Raw genomic sequence first — 24,874 nt, forward strand, 5'->3', positions numbered from 1 at the left:
TCCTCTTCTTATCCTATGCGCACACAAAAAAACCGGCTACCCTTTAGGGCAGCCGGTGTGGCGTGATCATGATTGGTATTTCTTAAAGATTAATGTTGCATTGTGTCCGCCGAATCCCAATGAGTTGCTGAGAACATAATTGAGATCCTGTCTACGGGCTTCATCAGGCACATAATCTAAATCGCATTCTTCGTCTGGTGTTTGAATATTGATTGTAGGCGGGATCACACCTTCTTTAATGGCAAGCACAGAGAAAATCGCTTCAATACCGCCAGCTGCTCCTAAGAGGTGGCCTGTCATCGATTTTGTAGAGCTTACCGCAAGTTTATGCGCATGCTCGCCGAAAACGGTTTTAATCGCCATTGTTTCGTATTTGTCATTGTAATACGTGCTTGTCCCGTGAGCATTGATATAATCAATGTCTTCAGGAGAAACGGCCGCATCTCTAATGGCTTCTTGCATTGCTCTCGCTCCGCCTTCACCGTCTTGGGCCGGCGCTGTGATATGATAAGCGTCTCCCGTTGAGCCGTAGCCTACAATTTCTCCGTAAATCTTAGCGCCGCGGGCCAGAGCATGCTCAAGTTCTTCAAGAACAACAATCCCTGCACCTTCACCCATGACAAAGCCATCTCGGTTTTTATCGAACGGGCGGCTTGCTGTTTTCGGATCTGGATTAGTAGACAGCGCTTTGTTGGCGCTGAAGCCCGCGAATGACATTCTTGTCAGCGGCGCTTCTGTTCCGCCTGTGACCATAACATCTGCATCACCGCGCTGAATGACTTTAAACGCGTCACCGATGGAGTTCGTTCCTGTAGCGCATGCTGTAACCGTACAAGAGTTAACCCCTTTTGCTCCTAATGCAATCGAAATCTGCCCTGTCGCCATATCCGGAATCATCATTGGCACGAAAAACGGGCTTACTCGTCTCGGGCCTTTCGTTAAGAAGATTTCAAATTGAGACTCTAGTGTTTCAAGTCCTCCAATACCGGAGCCTACCCAAACACCGACTCTCGGCGCGATCTCATCGGTAATGTTAAGATCCGCGTCTTCAACCGCCATTTTCGCAGCTACGACCGCATATTGTGTGAAGCGGTCCATTTTTCTGGCTTCTTTTTTATCCATATAATCTTCAACATTGAAGTCTTTTAATTCAGCAGCTACTTTTGCTGGATATTCTTCAGCATCAACACGAGTGATCGGACCGATTCCGGACACACCGTTGATTGCGTTATTCCAACTTGTATCAACGTCGTTGCCAAGCGGAGATAATGCTCCAAGTCCTGTAACAACTACTCTTTTTTTACTCATCTAGTGTGCACCTCACCTTTTTTTATCGGCCCCAGCGGATTGCAATGGCGCCCCATGTTAATCCTCCGCCGAACCCTACCATGACGACCACATCGCCGTCTCTGATTTTACCGGCTTCCAATTCTTCTACAAGAGAGATCGGAATGGATGCGGCAGAAGTATTTCCATATTTATGAACGGTTTTAGACATCTTTTCGACAGGAAGCTCTAAACGCTCGCGAGCGGCTTCCATAATGCGGATATTCGCCTGATGCGGAATCAAAAAGTCGACGTCCTCTTTTGAGAGTCCGGCTTTTTCAATGACATTTACGCATGATTCTCCCATTTGGCGGACTGCAAATTTGAAAACTTCTCGTCCATGCATGATTGTATGTCCTTTTTCATTCAGATACAAGTGCTGACCGCCTGTGCCGTCTGCTCCTAGTTCAAATGAAAGAATTCCTCTGTCATCACTGACTGGTCCGACTACCGCAGCGCCTGCTCCGTCTCCAAACAGAACTGCTGTATTTCGGTCTTCCCAATCTGTAATGCTTGAGAGCTTTTCTACACCGACAACAAGAACATGCTTATAGGTTCCGGATTCAATAAATTGTTTACCGGTTATAACCCCGTACATGAAGCCCGCACAAGCAGCGCTGATATCCATAGCACACGCTTTCTTCGCGCCTAGCTCTTCTTGAATCATACAAGAGACAGTAGGGAATGACTGATCAGGTGTAACAGTTGCCACCAGGATCATATCCAGATCCTCTGCCGCAACTTCAGCTTGTTCCAGCGCCTTTTTCGCTGCTGCAACAGCCATATGTGATGAATACACATCATCTGCGGCAATTCTTCTTTCTTCTATTCCTGTTCTGGTACGAATCCACTCATCAGAAGTTTCAACCATTTTTTCAAGATCATGATTTGTTAAAACCTTCTCAGGAATGTAACGACCAACACCAAGTATTCCAGCTTTCATAAGGGAAGACTCCTTTATATTGTAAATTTAGAAGATCAATCAGTTGTGATCAATTATTAGTATCAGGTACTAATTCTATCCTATTTTTTTTCACATGGCAATATATTCGTCTAAACTATCAGTTCATCTTATTCATAGAGTATTGTATATAGAAAGGAGGCGTATGCAGTTGGATGTGTTTTCAAAGATGATGTTCGGCGATTCCGCAAAACAAACAGCAGAGAAGGAAGAACAGCAAGAGGAGGTTTCCCAGACAAACGAAGAAGAGACGATTCATTACATGCATATTATGGACCAAATCGGTTCAATTATGAACTCTGTTGATCAAATCAAGCCCGCTTTAAAGGAGCTTGCGCCTATGATTTCCGCTATTAAAAAGAAAATCATGTGAAAAGCCACTTTCAAAAAAGTGGCTTCTTCTTATTCGGTTTCAGATTTTGCGTCGGACTTGCCAAGCTCATAAGCTTCAGCCATTACCGTGGTAAAAAGATTCATAAACGGCTGTATGGCCTCCATTGACAGCTCAATGCCTGATTTTTCAAGCTGTTCTTTCGCTTCAGGAAGATATTTCATGGCAATTTGCAAGAACTCCAGTGATTTTTCATGCTGCATATGACGTCACTCCATTACTCGTTTTTTGGCAGTTCACCTGTTTTGTTGTACGTTTTGATCAGCTTGGCGATTCTATGCTGAAAGTCTTTATCGACAAGCGGGCTGAATGTTCCCATTTCAACAACTCCGGTTTTCAGGTCGTAGTAATGATCGCCGCCTTCAAGGGAGCCTTTGTTGAATTGCTCAGCGATGATTTCATAGGCCTTGTCCACATTTTGCACCGTGCTGGTTAATACGGTATTCTCACCCAGTTCTGATTGATCTGTGACGTAGCCGATGGCATAGAGGCCGTCTTTTTTGATTTGCTGAATGACAGGAACATTATACCCGTCTCCAGCGGGATACACAACATCCGCGCCTTCGTTCTTCATTTTTTGATAAAGCTTTACTGCCGTCGTATCATCATCCCAATGAGCCGTATATTTCGTGTTTACTTCTATATCCGGATTTTCATATTTGGCCCCTTTGATAAAACCGTCAACCTCTGGCTGCCACGTAAAGGAAGCAATGACGCCGACCTGATTTGTTTTCGACATATGGGCAGCTGTCATTCCTCCAAAAAAGCCCATTGCTTCGCCGCTGAAATGGACACTCGTCACATTATCGCCTTTCGCTTTCGCATTAGAAATGACGAATTCCATATCCGGATAATCTTCGCTGACCAAGTTAAACACTTCTGCATATTCACTCCCGTGGCCATAGAGAAGATTGACGCCCCGCTTATGAAAATCCTCAATCGCATTTATGATATCTTCATCTGTTTTTACGCCTTCTTTATAGTAGACGTCCACATTGTATTTTGATTGTATATTCAGTAATCCTTTATACCCTTTTGTGCCCCATACGAGATCGTTAATCGTATCAGGAAAGAGCATGCCGACCTTCTCAATTTTTCCTTTAAACGGAGTTTGTCCACATCCGCTTAATAAAAGGAGGACAGAAAAGATCATGACAAGCCTTGTGATCAAGTCATGTTCAACTCCTTTTGACAAGCTATAACATGTATCATTTTTATACGTTTATTGTATCTAGAAAACTCGAAACATGGAAGGTTTTTCTTAATATTTGTCGAAAATTGATGAAAATTGTCTTTTCCACTCGATTATTTTTGTTTTTGCTTCTTCTTTTGAGGTTTTTTCTGTGACTTGTAAATCGAAAATCTGATCTTTGCTTTTATTGCGGCTTGGTTCAAGCAGGAACCTCAGCAGCTCCTCAGCCACATCGTCTGTGTAACAGCCGTCTTCTTCGGTTTCTTCTTTCCACGGCCCATACATTTTCGGCAGGATCACTGCTTTTTCTGAGCCTGCCTTTTCACGTTTTTCCCATTCTTTTCGGTCTTGTTCATATACTAATATATAAGGGGAATCAAATTGGTCTAAAGGCAAAAAGCCGCTGAACTGGATACAAATTGTATCATACTTTTGATCTCCAATGCGTTCAAGCTGGCGAAAGAGTCCATTTCTCCCAAGCCACAAGAGTCTTTCTTCTAAGTACATTTGTCTCATTTCATCTTCTGTTTCCGCCAGAATAACGTCAACATGTATGCCTTCATCCATCATTCGCTCGCATAATGAAAGGCCGAAAAATTCGTCCGCACCTACAATCAGCGTTGATTCCATTGCATCTGCCGCCTTTCCGGTTTTTCATTTCCAAAGCAAAACAGCCTCCGCAAAAGAGAAGGCTGTTGTTATTGTATTCTCTATAACTCTTTTTCATGACTGTGAAAGAATTTGCAGATTGATGCATAAATTCTGCTTGGATGCTCAAATAAGTGAAATGTCATATCGACCGGTGAACCTCGCTTTTGCTGTTTTCCCTTGAATACTTCGGCATGTACGCTATACGGATATGGAGCTCCGGTCATACGCTGCCATATATGAACCGGCACGCCGCTCGGATAGCTTTCAATTGTTTTGTAACGGAGCACTTCCGCTTCTTTTTCAGAAACTCCGTAGCTTTCCGATACTTCTTTTAAAAATTGCTTATAGAAAAATTTATTTTCTTTCTCCGATTCATAATGTGCCTGAAGATCGAGACAAGGATTCAACATTGCGGCTGAGCGGATATGATCCGGGGAAAAACGAAGCAATTCATCGGCCACGAGAGCACCCATTCCTTCTGCTAAAATATGAATCTTCGGATTGAGTATTTCCTGCTTCAGAACGGAATGTATCAGCTGTTTGGCATAGGCGACCGCTTTTTTCGCGCCCCAATGCCTTCCGTAGAGATTGCTGTTAAAAAGAGTGTATCCTTCATTCCTCAGCATGTTCAGAAGCTGATTTCTGCCGTAATGCTGCAGCCAAAAGCTTGAATCATTCCCGACAAAGTGGGTTCTGTCCCCCAAGATAAAGATGCCAAAGCCGTTTGGGCGATAGGGCAGATGAATCACATTCTGCTCCGTTCCTAATTGAAAGTACCTTTCCGTTATTCCCATCGCTTGCCCGCCTCCTTTCACACTTCATCTCACGCTATCTTATGTAAAAAGAAAAGAAACGAATAAGGTAAAGTCCTAGCCTTTATGAGTTTTGGCTATTATACCATTCGATGTTTTTTGTTTTATTTAAAGTGTATCGAATCAGACTCTTTTGTCACCTCATTTTTCTTCTAAAATTGGATTCCCCCTTCGCTTTTTGTATGGTATGATAGCTTTTAGAATAGAATGAGAAGGACGAGGTGGAAACGTGCGATATATTATTGCCTTTATTTGGACGTTCCTTTTATCACATATGGCATGCTACTTGGTTGCCAGCATGAACAGCGTTGCGTATCAATTCAAAACATCATCTGTCATTGCTGTTGTACTGTATGTCTTGATCATGGTTTTAGCAGAAATCATGCCTATGAACAAAAATGCAAGCCAGCATTAAAAATGCCAAAAACCCAAAACATTTCATTGTTTTGGGTTTTTTCTTGATCACGGCTTTCTTTTATATGTCCACAGCCGGTTGTGATTTGATGTCTCAGGAAACATATCCCCTGCTGACAAATGGATCTTTTGCGGGTTTTTAACCATACTACCTGTCTCGCCGATTTCAACGTAGATGCCATTGTTGGGCGCTTTCTGTCCCGGACGGAATTGATGCTGCTGACCCACTGTTTTTCCTCCTTTTCCTTTTTGCTGTAGTATGCGCCTATTCGCCTGTCAATATGTTTCCATCAAAAAAACTGCTGAGCTCAGCAGTTTTTCGATGATTCCCCTCTGTATAAAACGGCCTTCAGCAGTGCTTTTTGCACGTGGAGACGGTTTTCCGCCTGCTGAAATACCGCCGAATTCGGCCCGTCAATAATCTCCGCTGTCACTTCTTCCTCACGGTGCGCAGGGAGGCAATGTAAAAAAGTATAATCAGGCTTGGCATGGCTGACCAGCGCCGCATTCACCTGATAAGGCGCAAATACAGCGAGACGCTCTTGTTCTTCCGCTTCCTGCCCCATGCTTGTAAACACATCAGAATAAATGACATCCGCATCTTTTACAGCTTCAACCGGATCAGCTGTAAGCATGATAGAAGCGCCCGATTGAAGTGCAGATGTTTTTGCCGCTTCAACTGCTTCATCTATCACTTCGTATCCCTTTGGCGAAGCGATCGAGACATCACAGCCCATTTTCGCGCAGCCGATCATTAATGAGTGCGCCACGTTATTTCCGTCACCGATGTACGCGACTTTCACGCCTTTAAGCTTCCCTTTCATTTCCTTAATCGTCAAGAGATCCGCCAGCGCCTGGCATGGATGGTATTTATCAGTAAGTCCGTTGATGACCGGAATGTCAGCTTCTTTGGCAAGCTCCTCCACTTTCTCATGTTCAAAGGTACGGATCATAATGGCATCGACATAGCCTGACAGCACTTTTGCCGTATCAGCGACGGTTTCACCGCGCCCCAGCTGCAGATCTTTCTGGCTTAAGAAGAGAGCGCTCCCGCCCAGCTGCGCCATGCCTGCTTCAAATGAAACACGGGTCCGCGTTGATGATTTTTCAAAAATCATTGCCAAGGTTTTGCCTTGGAAAATAGGCTGAATTTTGTTTTGTTTCAGTTCACCGGCTTCTGCGAGCAAGGCGTTTATATTCTGTTCACTAAGATCCTGTAACGTTAATAAATCTTTTCCGTATAAACTGGTTTCCGTCACTGTGTGCATGATGCCACTTCCTTTTTATAGAGATCTTTGAGAGATACAGGCTGCGGATGGCCTGAACCGCTTTGTAAAAACGCCCGCACGGTTTCTTCTTCTGTAAAGACGGTGATGTCGTGCGTCATGGCTTCTAAACGTTCTTTGCGCGCTTCTTCAGAGCCGCTCAGATTGATGTGGATCGCTTTTCCTTTCTGCTCCATCCACGAGGAAAATGTCCCTTCATGTACCGTAAAACCGGCGTTTTCCGCTAATTCCTTGATATCCTCCGGCCCGTTTTGGAAATAAATGCTTCCTTTTTGATTCCAGACACGTGTATAGATTTTTTTCAAGGCGCTGTCGGCATCGTATGCAACACACATGCCTTCTCCCGTTGATTTCATTTCCGGCCCGAGCTTAACGTCCACATCTTGGATCGCATGAGAAGAAAAAACAGGGAATTTCACGGCAACCCCATGATGATTTTGAACAGAAGGGTTTATATCTTTTAAAGACGCCCCCGCCAGCAGTCGTGTGGCGAGCGGAATCATCGGAACGCCCATTACTTTGCTGACGACAGGAACCGTGCGGCTCGCTCTCGGATTCACTTCAAGGACGAGAATGTTTCCACTGTCGATCACAAATTGAATGTTCATGATGCCTTTAAATGAAAGCTTTCGGGCAATTTTTTGCGCGGCATCTTTTATGTCTTGCTGCAGCCTGCTTGTGATGGACGGTCCGGGAAGGATGGCAAAGCTGTCTCCCGAATGGACCCCTGCCCGTTCAATATGCTCGGTATATGTCGGGATAAAGACATCTTCACCGTCGGAAATCAAATCAATTTCTACTTCCTTACCTGACACGTACTGATCAATTAAAATCGGGTACGGCATGCTTTCCTCTCCATTCAGCAGCTGAGAAAGCTGAGCTTGCGAGTCAACAATGATCATGCCCATTCCGCCGATGACATAAGACGGACGGATTAACACCGGATAGCCGATTTCATCAGCTTTTTCAGCGGCCTCTTCTTTTGTATAAGCGATTTCTCCCTTTGCGTGGTTCAAGCCAAGCTCATCAAGAAGCTGATAGAATTGATCCCGATCCTCTAACACGTCGAGCGTTTCAAACGAGGTTCCGAGAAGGGTAATGCCGGCTTTTTCGAGCGCTTCAGCAGCATTGATCGCGGTTTGGCCGCCGAATTGCACGATTGCAAAATCGATGTTTTCCTGCTCTGCCACGTTTAAAATGTGCTCCGTTGTCATCGGTTCAAAATACAGGCGGTCCGCAATTTCATAATCTGTGCTGACCGTTTCCGGGTTGTTGTTCATCATAATCGTTTCGAACCCAAGCTTTTGCAGCGTTAACACTCCATGAACGGCACTGTAATCGAATTCAACTCCTTGGCCGATGCGAATCGGTCCCGATCCGATAATCAGCGCGCGTTTTTTCTCTTTTCGGCTGATGTCACCATCGGTCTCTCCGAAATATGTCGAGTAAAAGTAGTTTGTTTTCGCATCAAATTCAGCCGCGCATGTATCTACAATTTTGAAGGAAGGTGTAATGCCCATCTCCTTGCGAAGCGCGCGCACCTCTTCTTCTGTTTTGCTGATCAGCGAGGCAATTGTTGCGTCTGAAAATCCCTTTTCCTTTGCTTTTTTCAATAAGTCAAAAGAGAGATCACTTCCCGCCTCCATCAAGCGGTTTTCCAGTTTGATGATGTTGTCAAAGGTATGCAGGAAAAACGGATCAATTTTTGTTTTCGCATGAATGTCTTCAATCGTCACGCTGCGGCTCAACAGCTCCATGACAACGAAAAATCTACGATCGTCCGGAGTGACTGCCAAATCCCATAGCGCTTCAATCGACAAGCCACTGAGCTCTGGAAGATGCGTACCGATATTTTTCAGTTCAAGGGACGCTGCTGCCTTTTGTATCGCCGCTTCTAAATTCCGTTCAATCGCCATCACTTCACCGGTGGCTTTCATTTTTGTGCCAAGCTTGCGGTCTGCGTTTTTGAATTTATCAAACGGCCAGCGCGGAAATTTGACGATCACATAGTCCAGCGCCGGTTCAAAGCTTGCGTAAGTCGAACCTGTGAGCGGATTTTTCAGCTCATCAAGGGTATATCCGACCGCCAGTTTCGCAGCCATCTTGGCAATCGGATAACCGGTTGCTTTAGACGCGAGAGCCGATGACCGGCTTACACGCGGATTGACTTCAATGACGTAATATTGCTTGCTGAATGGATCAAGCGCGAATTGAATGTTGCAGCCGCCTACGACATCAAGTGCTGAGATGATCGTCAGACTAGCCGTCCGCAGCATTTGATAGTCTTCATCCGTCAATGTTTGTGACGGCGCCACAACGATGGAGTCACCTGTATGCACACCGACCGGATCGATGTTTTCCATATTGCACACGGTAATGCATGTGTTATTGCTGTCACGCATGACTTCATATTCGATTTCTTTAAAGCCGGCTATGCTTTTTTCCACAAGGCATTGATTGATCGGGCTTGCTAACAGCGCCTGTTTAATCATGGCTGTAAAGGCTTCTTTATTAGGGGCGATGCCTCCGCCCTTTCCGCCTAATGTGTAAGCAGGTCTGATAATGACAGGAAAACCGATGGATTCCGCAAAACGGAGGGCGTCCGCCTCGTTATCTACAATTTCACTATCCGGCACGGGCTGGTTCAATTCATTCATTAACGAACGGAATTTTTCCCGGTCTTCACCTTTTTGTATGGTTTCAACGGATGTGCCGAGCAGTTTGACGCCGTGCTCTTTTAAAACACCCGTTTCTTCAAGCTCCACCGCTAAATTCAACGCGGTCTGCCCGCCTAAATTGGCAAGAAGCCCATCAGGCTGTTCTTTCTTAATGATATTTGTCAGGCTTTCTGCTGTCAGCGGCTCAAAATAAATGTCATCAGCGAAGGCTTCATCGGTCATAATGGTCGCCGGATTATTGTTGACGAGGATCACCCGATAGCCTTCCTCCTTCAGCGCGATGCACCCTTGAGTGCCTGAATAATCAAATTCCGCTGCCTGCCCGATGATGATCGGGCCAGAGCCGATTACTAATATGCTTGAAATACTGGTGTCTTTAGGCATGCGCGATTTCTCTCCTTGCTGGTATCACATTCTTTAGATAATCATCAAAAATCCATTCGCTTTCCGCCGGTCCGGGATGCGCTTCCGGGTGGAATTGCACACTCATGACAGGCCATTTTTTATGGGAGAGCCCTTCAACTGACGTATCATTAACGTGATGAAACCTGATCGTGAGCTCTGCTTCATTAATGGACTGTTCATCAACCACATAGCTGTGGTTTTGGCTAGTCATGAAGACACGTTTCGTTTCACGGTCGATGACCGGGTGGTTTGCGCCCCTGTGTCCGAACGGTAGCTTAAATGTATTCCCTCCGAACGCGAGCGCGATCAGCTGATGTCCGAGACAGATGCCGAGCGTCGGATAACGGCTGACGATGCTTTTGATTTTTCCTAAATAAGGCTGAATGGCTTTCGGGTCTCCGGGTCCGTTCGATAACACAATGCCGTCCGGCTTTATATCGTATACAGCTTCCATTTGCTGATATGGCACAACGGTGACCTTGCAGCCCCGTTTCACGAGTGATGACGCGATGGACTTTTTATAGCCGAAATCAATGAGGGCGATATGTTTATGTCCGTCGCCGAATGTGCTGATTTCCTGCGCGGATGCCTGCTCTGCCACGTTTTCTGGCTGAAGGGCGATCTCAGCGGCTTCTATAGAGCCTGTAACAGTCGCACCCATCGTTCCGTTTGCGCGGATTTTTTTCACGACAGCCCTTGTATCAACATGGGTCAACAGCGGAATGTTCCATTTTTGTAAATACTCCTTGAGGCTGTATACGGCTTCATGATGAGAAAAATGATCACACGCCTCGTAGACAACCGCGGCTTTCACTTGCGGTTTCTTGCTTTCAAAATCCTTTTCATTAATGCCGTAGTTGCCAATCAGCGGGTAGGTAAATACGATAATCTGTCCTTTATATGATGGATCTGTAAGCACTTCCTGGTAGCCTGTCATTCCTGTAAAAAAAACAGCTTCTCCCGTGCAGCATTCATGACCGTCCAGCTCGCCGCTGAACGCTGTTCCATCTTCTAACACTAAATAACCTTCCATCTAACAGCCCACCTCTTGATGAATAATTAATTATAAAAATGAATTTTTATACCTTGATGCCGAAAAAAAATTACTGGTTTACAGCGGAATGCTGAACGATTGCCTGTTTCAGCTTGCTGACGGCTTCTGCTATTTCATCCTTTGTCACGGTGAGCGGCGGCAGCAGCCGAATGACGTTCGGGCCGGCCGGCAATACAAGCAAGCCTAATGTCTGCAGTTCAGTAATGATGTCAGCAACCGGTCCATCACATTCAATTCCAAGCATTAATCCTTTACCGCGGATTTGTTTGACAAAAGGATTCTTTAGCTCAGCCTCGAGCTGTTCTTTTAAAAATGCCCCTTTGTCAGCAGCCTCCTGCAGAAAGTCAGGCTGGAATACAGTTTGCAGTGTGGCATTCACAGCAGCCATCGCCAGCATATTTCCTCCGAAAGTCGTTCCGTGAGAACCTGGGGTAAACGCTTCTCCCAGCTGTTTTTCGCCGATGACAGCGCCGACTGGAAAGCCGTTTCCCAATCCTTTTGCGACTGTGATGATATCAGGTGAGAGTCCAAAGTGCTCGTAGGCGAAGCCCTTTCCTGTCCGTCCGATGCCGGTCTGGATTTCATCAACGATTAAAAGTGCTTCCTTTTCCTTGCAAAACGACTGTACGGCTGTTAAAAATTCAGCGCTTGCCGGATTGACTCCGCCTTCTCCCTGCACTGTCTCAAGCATCACAGCGGCAATGCCGTCTTCCTCGCCAAGAGCCTCAAAAGCGGACGGATCGTTGTACGGAAGGTAGTAAAAGCCTTCCAGCATCGGGCCGAAGCCTGTTTTGATTTTATCCTGTCCGGTCGCGGCCATCCCTGCGTACGTGCGGCCATGGAACGACTGAAGAAAAGTGATGATTTTTGTTTTTCCAGTTGCTTTTCGGGCGAGCTTTATCGCGCCTTCATTCGCTTCCGCGCCGCTGTTGCAGAAAAAAACGAGGTCTCCCGCACTGTGCGCCGCCAACTTTTGTGCCGCTTGCTCCTGGAGACTGTTTTGAAACAGGTTGGATACGTGCCATACGCTGTCGAGCTGTTTTTTGACTGCTCCCGTGACCGCTTCATGGCAGTGGCCTAGATTAGACACCGCAATCCCCTGAATGAAATCGAGATATGTTTTGCCGTTTTGATCCTCAACGTACGTTCCCTTTGCTTTTTTGATGTCAATATCCCAGCGTCCGTAGGTTTGAAACAAGCTGCTCATGAAACAGCCTCCTTTGCTTTGACGATTTTTGTTCCTTGAAAGGTTTGTTCTGTGAAGAATGATCCTTTTCCGTTTACGATCATGACTTCAGACACCTGATCTGATAAAGCCGACAAGGCTGAATTGACCTTCGGAATCATCCCCCCTGTGATCACTTCCTGTTTGATCAGCATTTGAATCTCCTCAGGGGTCAGGACGTCGAGACGCTGCTTTTCTTTCAAGATTCCATCGACATCTGTGACGAACATCAGCTTATCGGCTTCCAGCGCTCCGGCGACTGCTGAAGCAGCCAGATCGGCATTCACATTCAGCGTCTTGCAGTCACTCGTCATAGACAGCGGCGCGATAACAGGAATGATGCCCTTTTCCATCAGCGCGTTCACCATGGATGTATCGACCTTTTTGATTTCTCCGACTTCCCCGTATGTTTCCGGATCGAGATAATCCGCCTCTAGAAGACCGCCGTCCTTACCGGAGATGCCCGCGGCACGCAGTCCGTGTTTGGCAAGCTCGGCAACGAAAAATTTATTCACCGAGCCGGATAAAACCATCTCAGCCACTTCCAGCACCGGCTTCGTGGTTTTGCGCTGTCCTCCTGAAAACTCTGTTTTGATATTTAACCGTTTCAGCATATTTGTGATTTCCGGGCCGCCGCCGTGAACGATCGCCGGTTTCCATCCTGACGCCATCAGTTCTTTCAGGTTATGAAAAAATTCCTCCGACAGCTCACGGATGACACTTCCCCCGCATTTAAAAACGATTGTTTTCTTCATCATGCTCCCCTTTATTATGTGCGATAGCTCGCGTTAATTTTGATATAGTCATAGGTCAGGTCACAGCCCCACGCTCTTCCGTTCCCGTCACCTTCATCCATCTTGATGATAATGGTGATTTCATCTCCTTCAAGATATTCCTTGGCGAGAGATTCAGAGAATGCCTGAGGTTCATTATGCTTAAACAGGCATTGGCCCCCGAGATAAACCTCTACTTCTTCCGCCGTCACCTGAGCTGTGCTGTGCCCGATGGCACCGATGATGCGCCCCCAGTTGGCATCTGTTCCGTATACTGCCGTTTTCACTAGATTTGAACCGACTATTTTTTTCGCAATCACGTTCGCGTCAAGATTATTTTTCGCTCCCTGCACTTGGGCTTCGATTAGTTTTGTCGCGCCTTCTCCGTCTCTCGCAATCTCTTTAGCCAAATCCTCGCAAGTTAGCAAGAGCGCTTTTTTAAAGACCGGCCAGTCTGGGTGATCTTCCGTCAGGCACTCATTTTCGGCGCAGCCGTTTGCCATGACCAATACCATGTCGTTCGTGGATGTTTCACCATCAACTGTGATTTGGTTAAATGAAACATCAGTGATATCGCGAAGCGCCTTTTGCAGCGCTTTTTCTTCAATTGCCGCGTCTGTCGTCACAAATCCCAGCATCGTGGCCATGTTCGGATGAATCATTCCCGAGCCTTTAGCCGCTCCGCCGATCGTGACTGTTTTGCCGCCGATTGTCAGCTCATAGCACGTCTGCTTGATCACCGTATCGGTTGTTAATATCGCTTCCTCAAAATCTCCCGATCCCGCGGGTGTTTGTGTCAGCAGTTTGATGCCTGCCTGAATTTTTTCCATGTCTAAATACTCGCCGATGACGCCCGTTGATGAAACGGCGACAAACTCCGGCTCCATACCCAGCTGTGCAGCAAGACTCTCCCGCATTGTGTATGCGTCCTTTATGCCCTGTTCTCCCGTGCAGGCATTGGCAATGGCGCTGTTAACGATGACGGCTTTCAATGCTGACCCATGCTTTAAGCTGTCTTGTGTGACTTTGATCGGAGCGGCCTGAAAGTGGCTTTGGGTATAAACCGCCGCACTTACGGCCGGTGTCTCGCTGATAATGGCACCAAGGTCTTTTTTTGAGTAGCGCAGCCCGCAATGCACGCCCTTTGCCTGAAACCCTTTTGGCGAGGATACATCACCTGTTACTTTTATAATTTGCTCTTCACTTAACTGAATCATGGTTCGATTCTCTCCCGTTCTATGGATAAATTGGCGTCATGGTGAGCCCGGTTTCTTCATTCCAGCCATTCATCAAATTAAAGTTTTGCACAGCCTGACCGGCGGCACCCTTCATTAAATTATCGATTACCGAGACGATCGTGACTCTGTTCGTTCTCTCGTCCAGGGTAACGGCGATATCACAGAAATTACTGCCGCACACTTCCTTCGTTTGCGGATACTGCCCTTTTGGCCTTACTCTCACAAAATATGAATCTTGGTAAAATTCCGAATATAAATGATGCAGGTCATCTGCCGATAGATCAGAGGTTAATTGTGTATACATTGTCGCCATGATGCCCCTTGTCATCGGAACCAAGTGAGACGAAAATGTAATAGGCCCCAGCCCTGGCTGCCATTCTTGCAGCGCCTGTTCAATTTCCGGCGTGTGCTGATGTTCATTGACTTTATAAATTTTAAAATTGTCGTTCAGCTCAGAAAAATGAGTTCCCATGGATGCTTTTCTTCCCGCTCCGGAAACACCGGTCTTCGCGTCAACGATAACGAAAGATTCATTGAGCAGTTTCTGTTGAGCCAATGGCGCGAGGCCAAGCAAAACAGCAGTTGGAAAACAGCCCGGATTGGCGATGAGCTTCGCCTGTTGAATTTTCTTTTGATTCAGTTCTGCCAGGCCGTAAACCGCCTCATGAATCACTTCCATCGGTGCCGATTTCCGTTTATACCATCTTTCATATTCAGCGGGCTCTTGTATCCTCAGATCACCTGACAGATCAATCACCGGAATTCCCGCATCTGCCAGCTGCGGAGTCAATTCACTAGATACCCCGGGCGGTGCAGCAAGAAACATGATATCTATTTCGTGTTTGATCGTATTCATTTCAATCGGCTTCAGCTTCTGATCGGCTAAGCCGGTAAGATGAGGATAAACCTCGCTATAGACATTCCCTTCACCGCTGGATGAATAAAGTATACATTCCTCTGCATGAGGATGATGCGAGAGAATCCCGACAAGTTCGGTGCCTCCATAGCCTGTAGCGCCTACAATTCCTATTTTCAAAACAAGTTCACCTTCTTGGTCTTTGTGAAATTATTTAACATTATAACATGAATAAAAATTAATTCAATCGTATATTTAATATTTTTATTCATTTGTAAATTTTCTGTTCAATGAAAAATCCGCTCAAAAAAAGTAACGTTGCTGCACCAGAAAACGTTGATCTGCCGCTTTTTTAACTGAATAAAAAAACAGGCTGACGCGGTCAGCCTGTTTTCATCATCATCAATCCGCTTAAAAAATATAGAATAGAGCTTGCATAAAAAATCATTTGCACCGTGAAAAAATCGGCGAGAAAGCCGCCGAGCATAATGGCTGCTGCTGAAAACACAGCTGTCCAAAAATGGTAATTACCAATCTTTTTTCCCCGCTCTCCGCTGTCTGTAAAATCGGCGATCAGCACTTTTTCTCCGTGCTTTTGCATCGCACCAAAGAGCCCTAACAGCACTTGGACGATATACATTTGAACGATGCTTCCGATATGCGGGACATACAAAAGCAGCACGGCCATACCCCAAGAGTTTGCAAGCAGAAAATAACGGTTGTCGAGCCTCTCAGACAGCCGTCCGAGGAGCGGATAAATGAGCGCTCCGCTCAGCCCGAATAATCCGTAGGAAAAGCCGAACTGCGTGTAGCTTGAGCCGATATTTTTCACAAACAAAATATAAAACGGAAAGATTAAGCTGCTTGCGAAAAACACGCTGCTTTGTGATAATGTCAGCCATTTTAATTTGTTTTTCCCCATTATTTATACCTCTGATAAAAATAATTCATAAAGCGCTCATCCGGGTCATACGTTCGTTTTTTCTGAAAAAAAGCTTCGCATTTCGGATACGCCTGCCTCATTTGCGCTTTTGTCTGGTACGTCATATACGGCAAATAATAGCTGCCGCCGTGCTTGATGGCAACGTCTGTCATGCGCCTGATGATCCGGGCAGTGTCTGCCTGGGCTTCTTTTGAAAATCCCTCGTTTATTAAAAGCACGAGCGAAAACATATCATCCTTCGCATAGGAAAGATCGGCTTTTTCATTTTTCTGCACGTAGCGGATGGTAATGTTCACAAGGTTCAAATCTTCGTCCGACAGCGTTTGTCTCAGGTCGTCAATATAGGACGTATACTCCTTCACCGGCACAAAGTATTCCTGCAGAACATCTGTGTTGTCATTGTTTTCATATTCGAGAAATGTTGATTCGGACCGCATGACGTTATTGCGTGAGATCTTTGTCTCGTTTTGGCTCAGGAAATAGGATTTCTGCGTATTCCACAGCCAATTTCTGCCCCATTCATACCGTCTCGACAAGCCGAGTGCAAACTTTGTGACCCCGGTATACTCGTCTTCTTTAAGATCGCTGTATGATGACAGCTGATCCTGATGATCAGCCAATTCATAATTCGTGACATACATGTCTTCCAGAAATCCTTTTTTCGCTGTTGAAATTCGCGCCAGATGCATTCGGACATCCGGATTTCCTTTTACGTGCTTTGTAAAATAGTCTGCGTATCCGCTGTAATTCATTTTTTCAGTCTTCATGACTGCTCATCATCCGTCAGCTCAAGCGTTACATCAAGAATCACGCCAAAAAGACCGTACCCTCCAATGACTGCTGTAAACAAATCATCTTTTGGAGTAACGGTGACGATCGTTCCGTCCGCTTTTAAAAGCCGAAATGATTTTACAGAATCAATCAGCGAGCCGTAGCGGATATCACGTCCGTGGGCATTGGCGCTGAGAGATCCTCCAATGGTGAAAATATTTTGTGACTGCATGACTTTTACTGCGAGTCCGTATGGATTCACGTATTTCTGGATGTCATTCCACGTCGCGCCGCTTTGGACTCTGATGGTTTTCTTCTCTTGATCGAACGACAAGATTTTATTGTAGCCTGTCATGTCGAGAACGATGCCGTCCTCATAATATGTATGGCCGCCCATGGAGTGCTGGGCTCCGGCGATTGAGATCTTTATGTTTTTTCGATTTGCTTCTTTGATCGTGTCAATGAGCGTTTCCTCTTCCTGCCCTTTTACTGTCTGCTTAATTTTCACCGGCATCAGTCGGCTGACATCCGTCATCTCGCTTGTGTCTGTTTTTTGATCTGAGTGCACAGAGTACGCAAACAGGGCCGCATACGCGCCTGTACAAAGCGCGAATGCAAGCAATTTCTTTTTCATGGCGCTCTCCCTGCTGTTTTTTTATGACCATTATACCATGTCTGCGCCCTCATTTTTCCAGACTATCTCCTTGCCCGTTTTTCGGCGCGGCGGTCGGCCACGACAAAGCAGGCGTGAATCGCGCCCGGCAGCCAAAAGATACAGGTCAATATGAGATTCAGCAATGCCTGAACCGGTTTTCCCGAAAACAAAACTGCGAGCGGCGGGAATAGGACAGCCAGCAGATACATCATTTCCTTCACTCCTTTCAGCTGTAAAAAAAGACAGCCTCATATGTCAGGCTGTCCTCTTTTGTTTTATTGAATGCCAAGCGCGATTTTCGCGTATCTGGACATTTTATCTCTTGTCCAAGGCGGATTCCACACAATGTGAACCTCCGTCTCTTTCACTTCGGGAATGTCCGCTAACGCTTTTTTCACTTCATCCACGATAACCGGCGCTAAAGGGCACCCCATTGATGTCAATGTCATCGTAACGTGCGTTAAACCGTCGTCATCCATATCAACATCATATACCAAACCAAGGTTCACGATATCAACGCCAAGCTCAGGATCGACAACCTGCTCCAGGGCGCCCATGATGTTTTCTTTTAATGCTTCTTCCACGTTCCCTCACTCCTTTTTTTCTACAGTATAACGTAAATCCTGCCCTTGTTAACACCTTTGTGCTTTATAAGTGCGTCTCAAACCATTCAATCGTTTTTAACACAGCTGTTCGCGGGACTTTATGGTCGGCGTGTTCATCTCCTATAAATTGGAGGCGTTCCGGCTTCTCGCTGTAATCGGACTTGATCGTGTCATAAAATTTCCGGGTCGGCGCGTAAGGCACGACTTTATCTTTTGCGCCGTGCCAAAATAATAGCGGGCGCTGGCGCAGTTTCTCCGGCTGAAGGCTGAGATCCCGCAACTCGAGACGCTTCATCAGCTCCTCTACCTTTTCTTCCGGCACGTCGATATCGATGCCCTGAGATTGAATATGGTCAATCTGCTGCTGAAACAACTCCACGTAATTCGGGCTTCCCATCAGGCTGACGCCGGCTTTTATCCAATCATAAGCAGTCAGTGCGCCAAGCGTTGTGATGCCGCCCATTGACGTGCCTGCGAGGCCGATGCGGCCGCCGTCTATCAGGCCCTCTTTTTCAAAATGGGTTTTGAGTGCGCCGATCTCTTCAATCTCGTTGAGGACGATGTCCCAAAAATGGCCGGCCAGTTCTTCAACAGCCATTTGCTCTCCCCGTTGGCCATGGTGCAGAGCCTCCGGCAGAACGGCTCTGAAGCCCTTCTCCGCAAGCAGATAAGCAATATGAAGGTTATGTTCCTTCGCGCTCGTAAAACCATGTATAAAGATCACGAGAGGAACCGCGCGGTGCCTGTTCTCTTCCTTTACAATATGTAAAAACGGAATACCGGAAACGGTTTGATTTTCAATTTGAATCACAGTGTGCCCCTCCTTAGGATAACCATAATCATAAGTGTAACATGTAGACAATAAAGATGGTAAAAAGCTACACTGTAATTAAGGCAAAACAAGCAAACTCTAAGGTTAAAGGAGCTTTTCATGGAGACAAAACCCTATTTAATCGCATTAGATTTAGATGGAACGTTATTAAAGGATGATAAAACCATATCAGAAAACACCCTTCGGACGATACAGCACCTAAAAGATGACGGGCATTATGTCTGCATCTCAACAGGACGTCCGTACCGTTCAAGTTCCATGTACTACCAGCAGATGGAGCTGACAACGCCGATTGTCAATTTTAACGGAGCGTTTGTCCATCATCCACAGGACGACAGCTGGGGACGGTACCATACCTCGCTGCCGCTTGATGTTGTGAAACAGCTGGTGGATATCAGCGAGAGCTACAACGTACATAATGTGCTCGCTGAAGTCATTGACGACGTGTACTTTCATTACCATGATGAGCACTTGATTGATGCTTTTAACATGAATACAACAAACGTGACGGTCGGAGACTTGCGGGAAAATCTCGGAGAAGATGTCACATCCGTGCTCATTCACGCAAAAGAAGAAGATGTGCCGGCCATACGCTCCTATTTATCGAATGTGCACGCCGAGGTGATCGACCATAGAAGATGGGCCGCGCCGTGGCATGTCATAGAAATTATTAAAAGCGGCATGAATAAAGCGGTCGGCCTGAAGAAAATCAGCGATTATTACGGCGTGCCGCAGGAGCGGATCATTGCTTTCGGGGATGAGGATAACGATTTGGAAATGCTTGAATTCGCCGGTTGCGGCGTTGCGATGGGAAATGGCATTGACGCGGTCAAGCAGGTTGCCAACCGAACAACCGTTACAAATGAAGAAGACGGCGTGGCAAGATTTTTGAAAGAATATTTTTCACTTTAAAGGCCGGCCCGTATTAATATTTTCCCATTCATAAACATGACTTCGCCCCACCATACTATTGAAGACGACTCATCTCGTCAAAGTATGGAAGGGGGCAGTCTTAAAATGGGTAAACGAAGCAAATCCAGAAGGTTTATTCACCAGGGTAAAGACTCCGTCGGGCTACACGCCGCAAAATTTCCATATCGGTCTACTTTAGAAGAAGCTCACCAGCATGCCGCGGCACGAGACTCGGCGGAAAGGCAGTATGAATATTAAATGAGAAATGAACTGTTTCAGCAGGCAAAATCATTCGTTCAACAGGCTGTCATGGTGACAAACGGCTTTGAGGAAGGCGATCAGGATCAAGCGATTCTGAGAGCCAAAAATGCTGTGTCTTCTGCGTACGCCAACTCGACAGATGCAGAACGTCGCCAGCTCCATCAATTTCAGGATCAGCTGGAGAGACTTCAGTAAAAAAAGGCTATGGCGATTTGCCATAGCCTCTTATTTCACTTCAAACTGCTGAACAGCCTGAACCTGTTTGAGATTTTCCGCTCTTCCTTTAAATGTCACCTTCACCTCGTAGGTTCCCGGCTCAGGGACTTCCTTCCACACATCAGAAAAATCATAAGTTTCTCCAGGTTCAAGTGTCAGATTTTGAAAAGCTTGCGTAAACATTTTGTCTTTCGAATAACGGTATCTTTCTTTGTGCTCAGAATCATACACGACAAGTTCAAATTTTTGTCCTGTGCTGAATTGAAACTCGATAGCACGTTCGCTTTGGTTCTTCAGCGACATGTTAAACTTGATTTGTTCAGGCTCCTGAATTGCGTCAACAGATAAAACAACCTCTTGATTCTCCATTCCGCCTGATACCTCCTTATCGGGTTCTGTCTGCTCATCTTTCCCGCAGCCTATCAAAAGCAGTACGGGCAAGAGCATCACAAGCAGCCGTTTCACGACTTCCACCTGCTTTCGTCAGTCTTTTCTAAAGAAACCAAAAATCCCAGTCGTTTGCACAATGTTTGTAAATGCTTTCGGATCGACTTCTTTGACGATCTTCTCTAAATCGTACAGTTCATACCTTGTGATGACGATAATCATCATCTCTTTCTGTTCATTCGTAAAGGCTCCTTTGGCCGGAACAGTGGTGATGCCGCGGACCATTTTTCCGTAAATGGCTTCTTTGATTTCGTCCGCTTTTTTCGTCACGATCATCGCCGTGAGCTTCATGTGGCGGGTGTGAATGGCGTCGATCACCCTCGTAGTCACATACAGTGTAACCAGGGTATATAATGCTTTCTCCCAACCTTGCAATAATCCTGCCGTCAAGATGATAATCCCGTTCAGAATGAAGAAATACGTGCCGATGGGTTTATCCTTCCACTTTGCAAGCACCATGGCGACGATATCGAGCCCGCCTGTGGAAGCACCGTATTTTAACGTTAAGCCTATGCCGACCGCGGAAATGACGCCGCCGAACACCGCGTTCAACAAAATGTCATGTGACAGGCTTGTTTCCGGCAGGATTCCCATAAACAATGTAGTCAGCCCGACACTTAAAATACTGTACACCGTAAACGATTTGCCGACCTTCATCCATCCTAAAATACCGACCGGAATGTTTAAGAGGAACAAGAGCGTTCCCGTCGATATATAAAAGGGGGCATATTCAACAATGACGCTAGATAAAAGCTGGGCGACACCCGTAAATCCGCTGGCATATACGTCTGCCGGGATCAAAAATAAGTTCAGCCCGGCCGCATTGAGTAAAGCGCCTATGATGACGACGAGTAATTTTTTTGTTTGATCTAGTACCATGGGTTGTTCCTCCGCTCTTTCTTCTTTATTATGTTTTCCCTTAAAACAAATATTTGAACACGATTTTGGCAAATTAATATGATATAGTTGGCTTAACTCTTATGATAACGAGCGATAACAGAAAGAAGGGAAGCAATATGACAGTTCATCTCATCGCTGACAGCGCCGCCGATCTGCCCCGTTCTTACTTTGAAGAAAACGGCATTGGCTTTATTCCGCTAAGGGTTTCTCTCGGCGATAAAGAATTCGAAGATGCAGTCACGATTGATGCGGATCAAATATTTGAAGCGATGCAAAAAGGAGAAACGCCTAAGACGTCCCAAGCCTCACCGCAAACGATTAAAAATGTATTTTTGCAATATGCTAAAACAGGTGATCCCGCTCTTTACATCGCCTTTTCCTCAGGCCTTTCCGGCACGTATCAGACAGCTGTGATGATGGCCAATGAAGTGAAAGAGGAATTTCCCGATTTCGATTTGCGGGTCATTGATTCTAAATGCGCTTCATTAGGATACGGTCTGGCCGTCCGGCATGCCGCCGATCTCTGTATCAACGGGAATACAATACAAGAAATTGAAACGTCTGTAAAGAACTTTTGTGAACAGATTGATCACATATTTACCGTGGATGATCTCACCTATCTTGCACGAGGCGGCCGCATCTCCAAAACATCCGCTTTTGTCGGAGGTCTGCTGAATATTAAACCGCTGCTTCAAATGGAGGACGGCAAGCTGGTGCCTCTGGAAAAAATCCGCGGACAGAAGAAACTTTTTAAACGGATCATCGAACTCATGAAGGAGCGCGGTGATGATTGGAGCAATCAAACCGTCGGGATCAGCTATGCCGCGGATGAAGAAAAAGCCATTGGCATGAAACACTTGATAGAGGATGAGTTCAAGCCGAAAGAGATCATCATGCATTCGATCGGTTCTGTGGTCGGCTCACACGCCGGCCCCGGCACATTGGCGATATTCTTTTTAAGAAAATAAGCAAACAAAAACAGTCAGACTCAAATGTCCTGACTGTTTTTGTTTGCTTATTGAATTCCGACAGCTTTATACGCTTTTTCGACTGAAGCTGATTGCTTCGAGCCTTCACCATATAAATCATTGGCCGCTTCGATTGCCGCTTGCTTCATCATGCTGAAATCTGTAGACGCCGTTACATAATATGTTAAAGCCCGATAGTAAATTTGTTCACATGCTTCACGCCCAATCCCTTCAACCTGTACATCGTGGTGCACGCCTCCTTCTGCCAGAAGGTAAGCTGCTTTATTGTGGATGGACGAATTGATATGGACTCCGCCATAATCCTCTGTTCCTGTGTAACGGTTCGAGTAATGATCGGGATTTCCCTGCTTGGATGGGTCCTCTAGTGATCGTAATGAATCTCCCGCCATATCCGGGGTATAAACATCCTCGCCGATTTCCCAATCATCACGGTCTGCCATCGCCCCCATAATGTCGGAAATTGACTCGTTTAATGCACCGGGTTCTCCTTGATATAAAAGACCGGCGGAATACTGCGTGACTGCGTGTGTAATTTCATGTGCGACAATGTCGAGTGCTCCGGACAGCGGCTTAAATGTTGAGCCGTCTCCATCACCGTATACCATCTGCACACCGTTCCACGCCGCATTGTTCCACTGTTTGCCGACATGCACGGTAGACGTAATCCTTGCTCCGTTTTGATCAAAAGAATCTCGGCCAAATGTCTGGCTGTAATAGTCGTAAACGGCTTGCGCATTTGCATGCGCGTCCACAGCCGCCGGTTCTTTAAATACCGACGTGCTGCTGACTATTTCTTTGCCCGTATACCCTATCAATTGAGACAAAAACGTAAACAAGGTTTCATTCAGGTTCTCCGCATCAAACGTATTGATCCCTTTTCCCCTTGTTTCGTCCGCCAAATAATAGCGCCCATTCTGTTCTGTGACTTCAAAGCTTTTTTCATCACCTGAGACGCCGATTCCTGTACCTGCCGCTTCATGAATGGCGTTAAAAGACTCAATGACCTTTCCGCTTTTGGCATCGATGAAATAATGCCAATAGCCAGGCTCAGGTTCAGATGTCGAGATTCTCACAAGGTAGGCAAGATCATATGCCCCGTCGTGCGGATAGATATATAATTCTCCTTTCGGTTCCCCATCAATATATTCGATTTTCCCTATGGAAGCCTCGAGCTCACGCCGCGCTGTACGTATTGCTTTTTCTTCAGAAATAGACGGTGTGACGGATACGTCTTTTATTTGCGGATGCACCTTTCCAAAGAAACTTTTCACCTGTTTGTTTTCCTTCATTGCGACCGCTTGTTCAAAGCCGTAAATCGGAATTCCTTTGTAAACTTCCGTTAATTTAAAAAACGTTTGTTTTGTCTTTGGATCCTTTATTGTTTTCGAAATGCGAAAATGGCTGTTCGCATCCCCTTTGAGCTTAAAATGCGTTTGATGCTTGTTAAGATAGGAAAATAGTGATTGTTTTTGGGTTGTGTTTTGTGCTTGCTTCGGTGATGATTTTTCGATGATGTATGAAGGGGTTTGATACGTATTGTCATATTTGATGCTTTGATCAGCTGAGGCCTGTGTTACAAAAACCATTTGGGCCGCCGTGCATAAGCCGGCCAGCAATAGAGACGTCTTGGCTAGGTTGCGCAAAACACCACATCCTTCCTGTTTTGGAATCTATCATTTTTCTTCATCCTATCAAAAAAACAAAAACTTGTATGTGGTGCATCGTTCTTATTTTCCAAAAAAAGAAGGGCAGAGATATTTCGCTCTGCCCTTCTTTTTCTACTCTACTAATTTTTTATTGACATAAATAATGACCCCTGCTCCATATGCCAAAATAAGCGGCGGAATGAGCTGCTCTTGGCCTTGAAACGAGATAAAGCTATTCAGCAAAATGAACAAACCGGAATTCAAGAAAAAGTAGCCTGCTATTCTGGCCAGCCGATCTTTATCCCGGATACGGGCCTCATTAAATCCGGCCAGCATCCACGTTTGTTTTTTGATCCCGACAAAATAGGCAACTACAAAGAATAAAAGCGCGATGACAATTAACAGATAATTGATGCCGATTTCCATATTTGAGCC

At 45.8% G+C, this 24,874-nt stretch carries 28 protein-coding genes and 1 pseudogene; 6 read left to right on the plus strand and 23 right to left on the minus strand.

Going from position 1 to position 24,874, the window contains the following annotated elements:
• Positions 1–66: 66 nt before the first annotated feature.
• The gene (gene fabF, locus V6D41_RS10935; RefSeq protein WP_087993447.1) at positions 67–1,308 is read right to left on the minus strand and encodes a beta-ketoacyl-ACP synthase II; all 1,242 of its coding nucleotides are present in this window, start codon (positions 1,306–1,308) and stop codon (positions 67–69) included.
• A gap of 22 nt (positions 1,309–1,330) precedes the next feature.
• Positions 1,331–2,269: a beta-ketoacyl-ACP synthase III gene (gene fabH, locus V6D41_RS10940; protein ID WP_333518212.1), complete on the minus strand. Its 939-nt coding sequence runs from the start codon at positions 2,267–2,269 to the stop codon at positions 1,331–1,333.
• A gap of 163 nt (positions 2,270–2,432) precedes the next feature.
• Between fabH and V6D41_RS10945 the strand changes: the two genes are divergently transcribed.
• A complete protein-coding gene (locus tag V6D41_RS10945; protein ID WP_333518213.1) occupies positions 2,433–2,660 on the plus strand; it encodes a hypothetical protein in 228 nt (75 codons plus the stop codon).
• Positions 2,661–2,689: 29 nt separating this feature from the next.
• On the opposite strand, the gene comZ is transcribed toward V6D41_RS10945, so the two are convergent.
• The 4 genes from comZ to V6D41_RS10965 all read right to left on the minus strand — a co-directional run bounded on the left by comZ (position 2,690) and on the right by V6D41_RS10965 (position 5,315).
• Positions 2,690–2,881 (minus strand): ComG operon transcriptional repressor ComZ, encoded by a 192-nt coding sequence (gene comZ / locus V6D41_RS10950; protein WP_003224559.1) that lies wholly within the window; start codon positions 2,879–2,881, stop codon positions 2,690–2,692.
• Between the two features lie 14 nt (positions 2,882–2,895).
• Positions 2,896–3,849 carry a transcriptional regulator Med gene (gene med / locus V6D41_RS10955; RefSeq protein WP_087993451.1) on the minus strand — a complete coding sequence of 318 codons (954 nt, stop codon included), beginning with the start codon at positions 3,847–3,849 and terminating at the stop codon, positions 2,896–2,898.
• A gap of 90 nt (positions 3,850–3,939) precedes the next feature.
• Positions 3,940–4,500, minus strand: coding sequence for a hypothetical protein (locus V6D41_RS10960; protein WP_333518214.1), 561 nt, complete (start codon positions 4,498–4,500; stop codon positions 3,940–3,942).
• A gap of 80 nt (positions 4,501–4,580) precedes the next feature.
• Positions 4,581–5,315: a hypothetical protein gene (locus V6D41_RS10965; RefSeq protein WP_333518215.1), complete on the minus strand. Its 735-nt coding sequence runs from the start codon at positions 5,313–5,315 to the stop codon at positions 4,581–4,583.
• 247 nt (positions 5,316–5,562) lie between these two features.
• Here V6D41_RS10965 and V6D41_RS10970 point away from each other — a divergent pair, with 247 nt between their 5' ends.
• The gene (locus V6D41_RS10970; protein ID WP_087993454.1) at positions 5,563–5,748 is read left to right on the plus strand and encodes a YjzD family protein; all 186 of its coding nucleotides are present in this window, start codon (positions 5,563–5,565) and stop codon (positions 5,746–5,748) included.
• Between the two features lie 47 nt (positions 5,749–5,795).
• Here V6D41_RS10970 and V6D41_RS10975 read toward each other — a convergent pair whose 3' ends face one another.
• The 13 genes and pseudogenes from V6D41_RS10975 to V6D41_RS11035 all read right to left on the minus strand — a co-directional run bounded on the left by V6D41_RS10975 (position 5,796) and on the right by V6D41_RS11035 (position 19,047).
• A complete protein-coding gene (locus tag V6D41_RS10975; protein WP_148964275.1) occupies positions 5,796–5,975 on the minus strand; it encodes a YjzC family protein in 180 nt (59 codons plus the stop codon).
• Between the two features lie 80 nt (positions 5,976–6,055).
• Positions 6,056–7,015, minus strand: a complete 960-nt coding sequence (gene argF, locus V6D41_RS10980) for an ornithine carbamoyltransferase (protein WP_333518216.1) — start codon at positions 7,013–7,015, stop codon at positions 6,056–6,058.
• Entirely contained in the window at positions 7,003–10,095 is a 3,093-nt protein-coding gene (locus tag V6D41_RS10985; protein WP_333518217.1) for a carbamoyl phosphate synthase large subunit, read from the minus strand. Before V6D41_RS10985 ends, argF begins: the two co-directional genes overlap by 13 nt.
• Positions 10,088–11,149, minus strand: coding sequence for a carbamoyl phosphate synthase small subunit (locus V6D41_RS10990; protein WP_333518218.1), 1,062 nt, complete (start codon positions 11,147–11,149; stop codon positions 10,088–10,090). Before V6D41_RS10990 ends, V6D41_RS10985 begins: the two co-directional genes overlap by 8 nt.
• A 70-nt stretch (positions 11,150–11,219) precedes the next feature.
• Complete coding sequence (locus V6D41_RS10995) at positions 11,220–12,377, minus strand: acetylornithine transaminase (RefSeq protein WP_333518219.1); 1,158 nt, start codon at positions 12,375–12,377, stop codon at positions 11,220–11,222.
• A complete protein-coding gene (gene argB, locus V6D41_RS11000) occupies positions 12,374–13,150 on the minus strand; it encodes an acetylglutamate kinase (protein ID WP_289349063.1) in 777 nt (258 codons plus the stop codon). Before argB ends, V6D41_RS10995 begins: the two co-directional genes overlap by 4 nt.
• 14 nt (positions 13,151–13,164) lie before the next feature.
• A complete protein-coding gene (gene argJ / locus V6D41_RS11005; protein WP_333518220.1) occupies positions 13,165–14,385 on the minus strand; it encodes a bifunctional ornithine acetyltransferase/N-acetylglutamate synthase in 1,221 nt (406 codons plus the stop codon).
• Positions 14,386–14,404: 19 nt separating this feature from the next.
• The gene (gene argC, locus V6D41_RS11010) at positions 14,405–15,442 is read right to left on the minus strand and encodes an N-acetyl-gamma-glutamyl-phosphate reductase (protein ID WP_333518221.1); all 1,038 of its coding nucleotides are present in this window, start codon (positions 15,440–15,442) and stop codon (positions 14,405–14,407) included.
• A gap of 202 nt (positions 15,443–15,644) precedes the next feature.
• Positions 15,645–16,184, minus strand: coding sequence for an MFS transporter (locus V6D41_RS11015; RefSeq protein ID WP_333518223.1), 540 nt, complete (start codon positions 16,182–16,184; stop codon positions 15,645–15,647).
• Positions 16,184–17,610, minus strand: a pseudogene (locus V6D41_RS11020) (FAD-binding oxidoreductase). Before V6D41_RS11020 ends, V6D41_RS11015 begins: the two are co-directional and overlap by 1 nt.
• 62 nt (positions 17,611–17,672) lie before the next feature.
• Entirely contained in the window at positions 17,673–17,843 is a 171-nt protein-coding gene (locus V6D41_RS11025; RefSeq protein WP_333518224.1) for a YqaE/Pmp3 family membrane protein, read from the minus strand.
• Positions 17,844–17,906: 63 nt separating this feature from the next.
• The gene (locus V6D41_RS11030; RefSeq protein WP_148964266.1) at positions 17,907–18,215 is read right to left on the minus strand and encodes a metal-sulfur cluster assembly factor; all 309 of its coding nucleotides are present in this window, start codon (positions 18,213–18,215) and stop codon (positions 17,907–17,909) included.
• 64 nt (positions 18,216–18,279) lie between these two features.
• Positions 18,280–19,047 carry a prolyl oligopeptidase family serine peptidase gene (locus V6D41_RS11035; RefSeq protein ID WP_333518225.1) on the minus strand — a complete coding sequence of 256 codons (768 nt, stop codon included), beginning with the start codon at positions 19,045–19,047 and terminating at the stop codon, positions 18,280–18,282.
• 120 nt (positions 19,048–19,167) lie between these two features.
• Here V6D41_RS11035 and yitU point away from each other — a divergent pair, with 120 nt between their 5' ends.
• The 3 genes from yitU to V6D41_RS11050 all read left to right on the plus strand — a co-directional run bounded on the left by yitU (position 19,168) and on the right by V6D41_RS11050 (position 20,436).
• On the plus strand, positions 19,168–19,980 hold the full coding sequence (gene yitU / locus V6D41_RS11040; protein WP_148964264.1) for a 5-amino-6-(5-phospho-D-ribitylamino)uracil phosphatase YitU: 813 nt from the start codon (positions 19,168–19,170) through the stop codon (positions 19,978–19,980).
• Between the two features lie 105 nt (positions 19,981–20,085).
• The gene (locus tag V6D41_RS11045) at positions 20,086–20,238 is read left to right on the plus strand and encodes a hypothetical protein (protein WP_176365310.1); all 153 of its coding nucleotides are present in this window, start codon (positions 20,086–20,088) and stop codon (positions 20,236–20,238) included.
• Entirely contained in the window at positions 20,239–20,436 is a 198-nt protein-coding gene (locus V6D41_RS11050) for a DUF3813 domain-containing protein (RefSeq protein WP_333518226.1), read from the plus strand. It abuts the gene before it with no gap.
• A 30-nt stretch (positions 20,437–20,466) separates the two neighbouring features.
• Here the strand turns inward: V6D41_RS11050 and V6D41_RS11055 are convergent, their stop codons facing one another.
• Together V6D41_RS11055 and V6D41_RS11060 are read right to left on the minus strand one after the other, a co-directional pair.
• A complete protein-coding gene (locus V6D41_RS11055; RefSeq protein ID WP_333518227.1) occupies positions 20,467–20,922 on the minus strand; it encodes a BsuPI-related putative proteinase inhibitor in 456 nt (151 codons plus the stop codon).
• Between the two features lie 18 nt (positions 20,923–20,940).
• Positions 20,941–21,783: a YitT family protein gene (locus V6D41_RS11060; protein ID WP_087993468.1), complete on the minus strand. Its 843-nt coding sequence runs from the start codon at positions 21,781–21,783 to the stop codon at positions 20,941–20,943.
• 137 nt (positions 21,784–21,920) lie between these two features.
• Here V6D41_RS11060 and V6D41_RS11065 point away from each other — a divergent pair, with 137 nt between their 5' ends.
• Positions 21,921–22,772, plus strand: coding sequence for a DegV family protein (locus V6D41_RS11065; protein WP_333518228.1), 852 nt, complete (start codon positions 21,921–21,923; stop codon positions 22,770–22,772).
• A gap of 47 nt (positions 22,773–22,819) precedes the next feature.
• On the opposite strand, the gene V6D41_RS11070 is transcribed toward V6D41_RS11065, so the two are convergent.
• Positions 22,820–24,436 (minus strand): M4 family metallopeptidase, encoded by a 1,617-nt coding sequence (locus V6D41_RS11070; RefSeq protein ID WP_333518229.1) that lies wholly within the window; start codon positions 24,434–24,436, stop codon positions 22,820–22,822.
• Positions 24,437–24,571: 135 nt separating this feature from the next.
• Positions 24,572–24,865, minus strand: coding sequence for a DUF3784 domain-containing protein (locus V6D41_RS11075; RefSeq protein WP_003239356.1), 294 nt, complete (start codon positions 24,863–24,865; stop codon positions 24,572–24,574).
• Positions 24,866–24,874 lie beyond the last annotated feature (9 nt).

Origin of the sequence: Bacillus sp. 0102A, from assembly GCF_036765155.1 — a bacterium.
GTDB lineage: Bacteria > Bacillota > Bacilli > Bacillales > Bacillaceae > Bacillus > Bacillus subtilis_G.

Coding starts and splice junctions, on each gene's coding strand:
- fabF (WP_087993447.1), bottom strand. CDS start 1,308: ATGAGTAAAAAAAGAGTAGTTGTTACAGGACTTGGAGCATTATCTCCG.
- V6D41_RS11075 (WP_003239356.1), bottom strand. CDS start 24,865: ATGGAAATCGGCATCAATTATCTGTTAATTGTCATCGCGCTTTTATTC.
- V6D41_RS11045 (WP_176365310.1), top strand. CDS start 20,086: ATGGGTAAACGAAGCAAATCCAGAAGGTTTATTCACCAGGGTAAAGAC.
- V6D41_RS11050 (WP_333518226.1), top strand. CDS start 20,239: ATGAGAAATGAACTGTTTCAGCAGGCAAAATCATTCGTTCAACAGGCT.
- V6D41_RS10990 (WP_333518218.1), bottom strand. CDS start 11,149: ATGGAAGGTTATTTAGTGTTAGAAGATGGAACAGCGTTCAGCGGCGAG.
- V6D41_RS10995 (WP_333518219.1), bottom strand. CDS start 12,377: ATGAGCAGCTTGTTTCAAACCTACGGACGCTGGGATATTGACATCAAA.
- V6D41_RS11025 (WP_333518224.1), bottom strand. CDS start 17,843: ATGATGTATCTGCTGGCTGTCCTATTCCCGCCGCTCGCAGTTTTGTTT.
- V6D41_RS10985 (WP_333518217.1), bottom strand. CDS start 10,095: ATGCCTAAAGACACCAGTATTTCAAGCATATTAGTAATCGGCTCTGGC.
- comZ (WP_003224559.1), bottom strand. CDS start 2,881: ATGCAGCATGAAAAATCACTGGAGTTCTTGCAAATTGCCATGAAATAT.
- V6D41_RS10960 (WP_333518214.1), bottom strand. CDS start 4,500: ATGGAATCAACGCTGATTGTAGGTGCGGACGAATTTTTCGGCCTTTCA.
- V6D41_RS10965 (WP_333518215.1), bottom strand. CDS start 5,315: ATGGGAATAACGGAAAGGTACTTTCAATTAGGAACGGAGCAGAATGTG.
- fabH (WP_333518212.1), bottom strand. CDS start 2,269: ATGAAAGCTGGAATACTTGGTGTTGGTCGTTACATTCCTGAGAAGGTT.
- argB (WP_289349063.1), bottom strand. CDS start 13,150: ATGAAGAAAACAATCGTTTTTAAATGCGGGGGAAGTGTCATCCGTGAG.
- yitU (WP_148964264.1), top strand. CDS start 19,168: ATGGAGACAAAACCCTATTTAATCGCATTAGATTTAGATGGAACGTTA.
- V6D41_RS11015 (WP_333518223.1), bottom strand. CDS start 16,184: ATGGGGAAAAACAAATTAAAATGGCTGACATTATCACAAAGCAGCGTG.
- V6D41_RS10945 (WP_333518213.1), top strand. CDS start 2,433: ATGCAGTTGGATGTGTTTTCAAAGATGATGTTCGGCGATTCCGCAAAA.
- V6D41_RS11060 (WP_087993468.1), bottom strand. CDS start 21,783: ATGGTACTAGATCAAACAAAAAAATTACTCGTCGTCATCATAGGCGCT.
- V6D41_RS11065 (WP_333518228.1), top strand. CDS start 21,921: ATGACAGTTCATCTCATCGCTGACAGCGCCGCCGATCTGCCCCGTTCT.
- argJ (WP_333518220.1), bottom strand. CDS start 14,385: ATGATTCAGTTAAGTGAAGAGCAAATTATAAAAGTAACAGGTGATGTA.
- argF (WP_333518216.1), bottom strand. CDS start 7,015: ATGCACACAGTGACGGAAACCAGTTTATACGGAAAAGATTTATTAACG.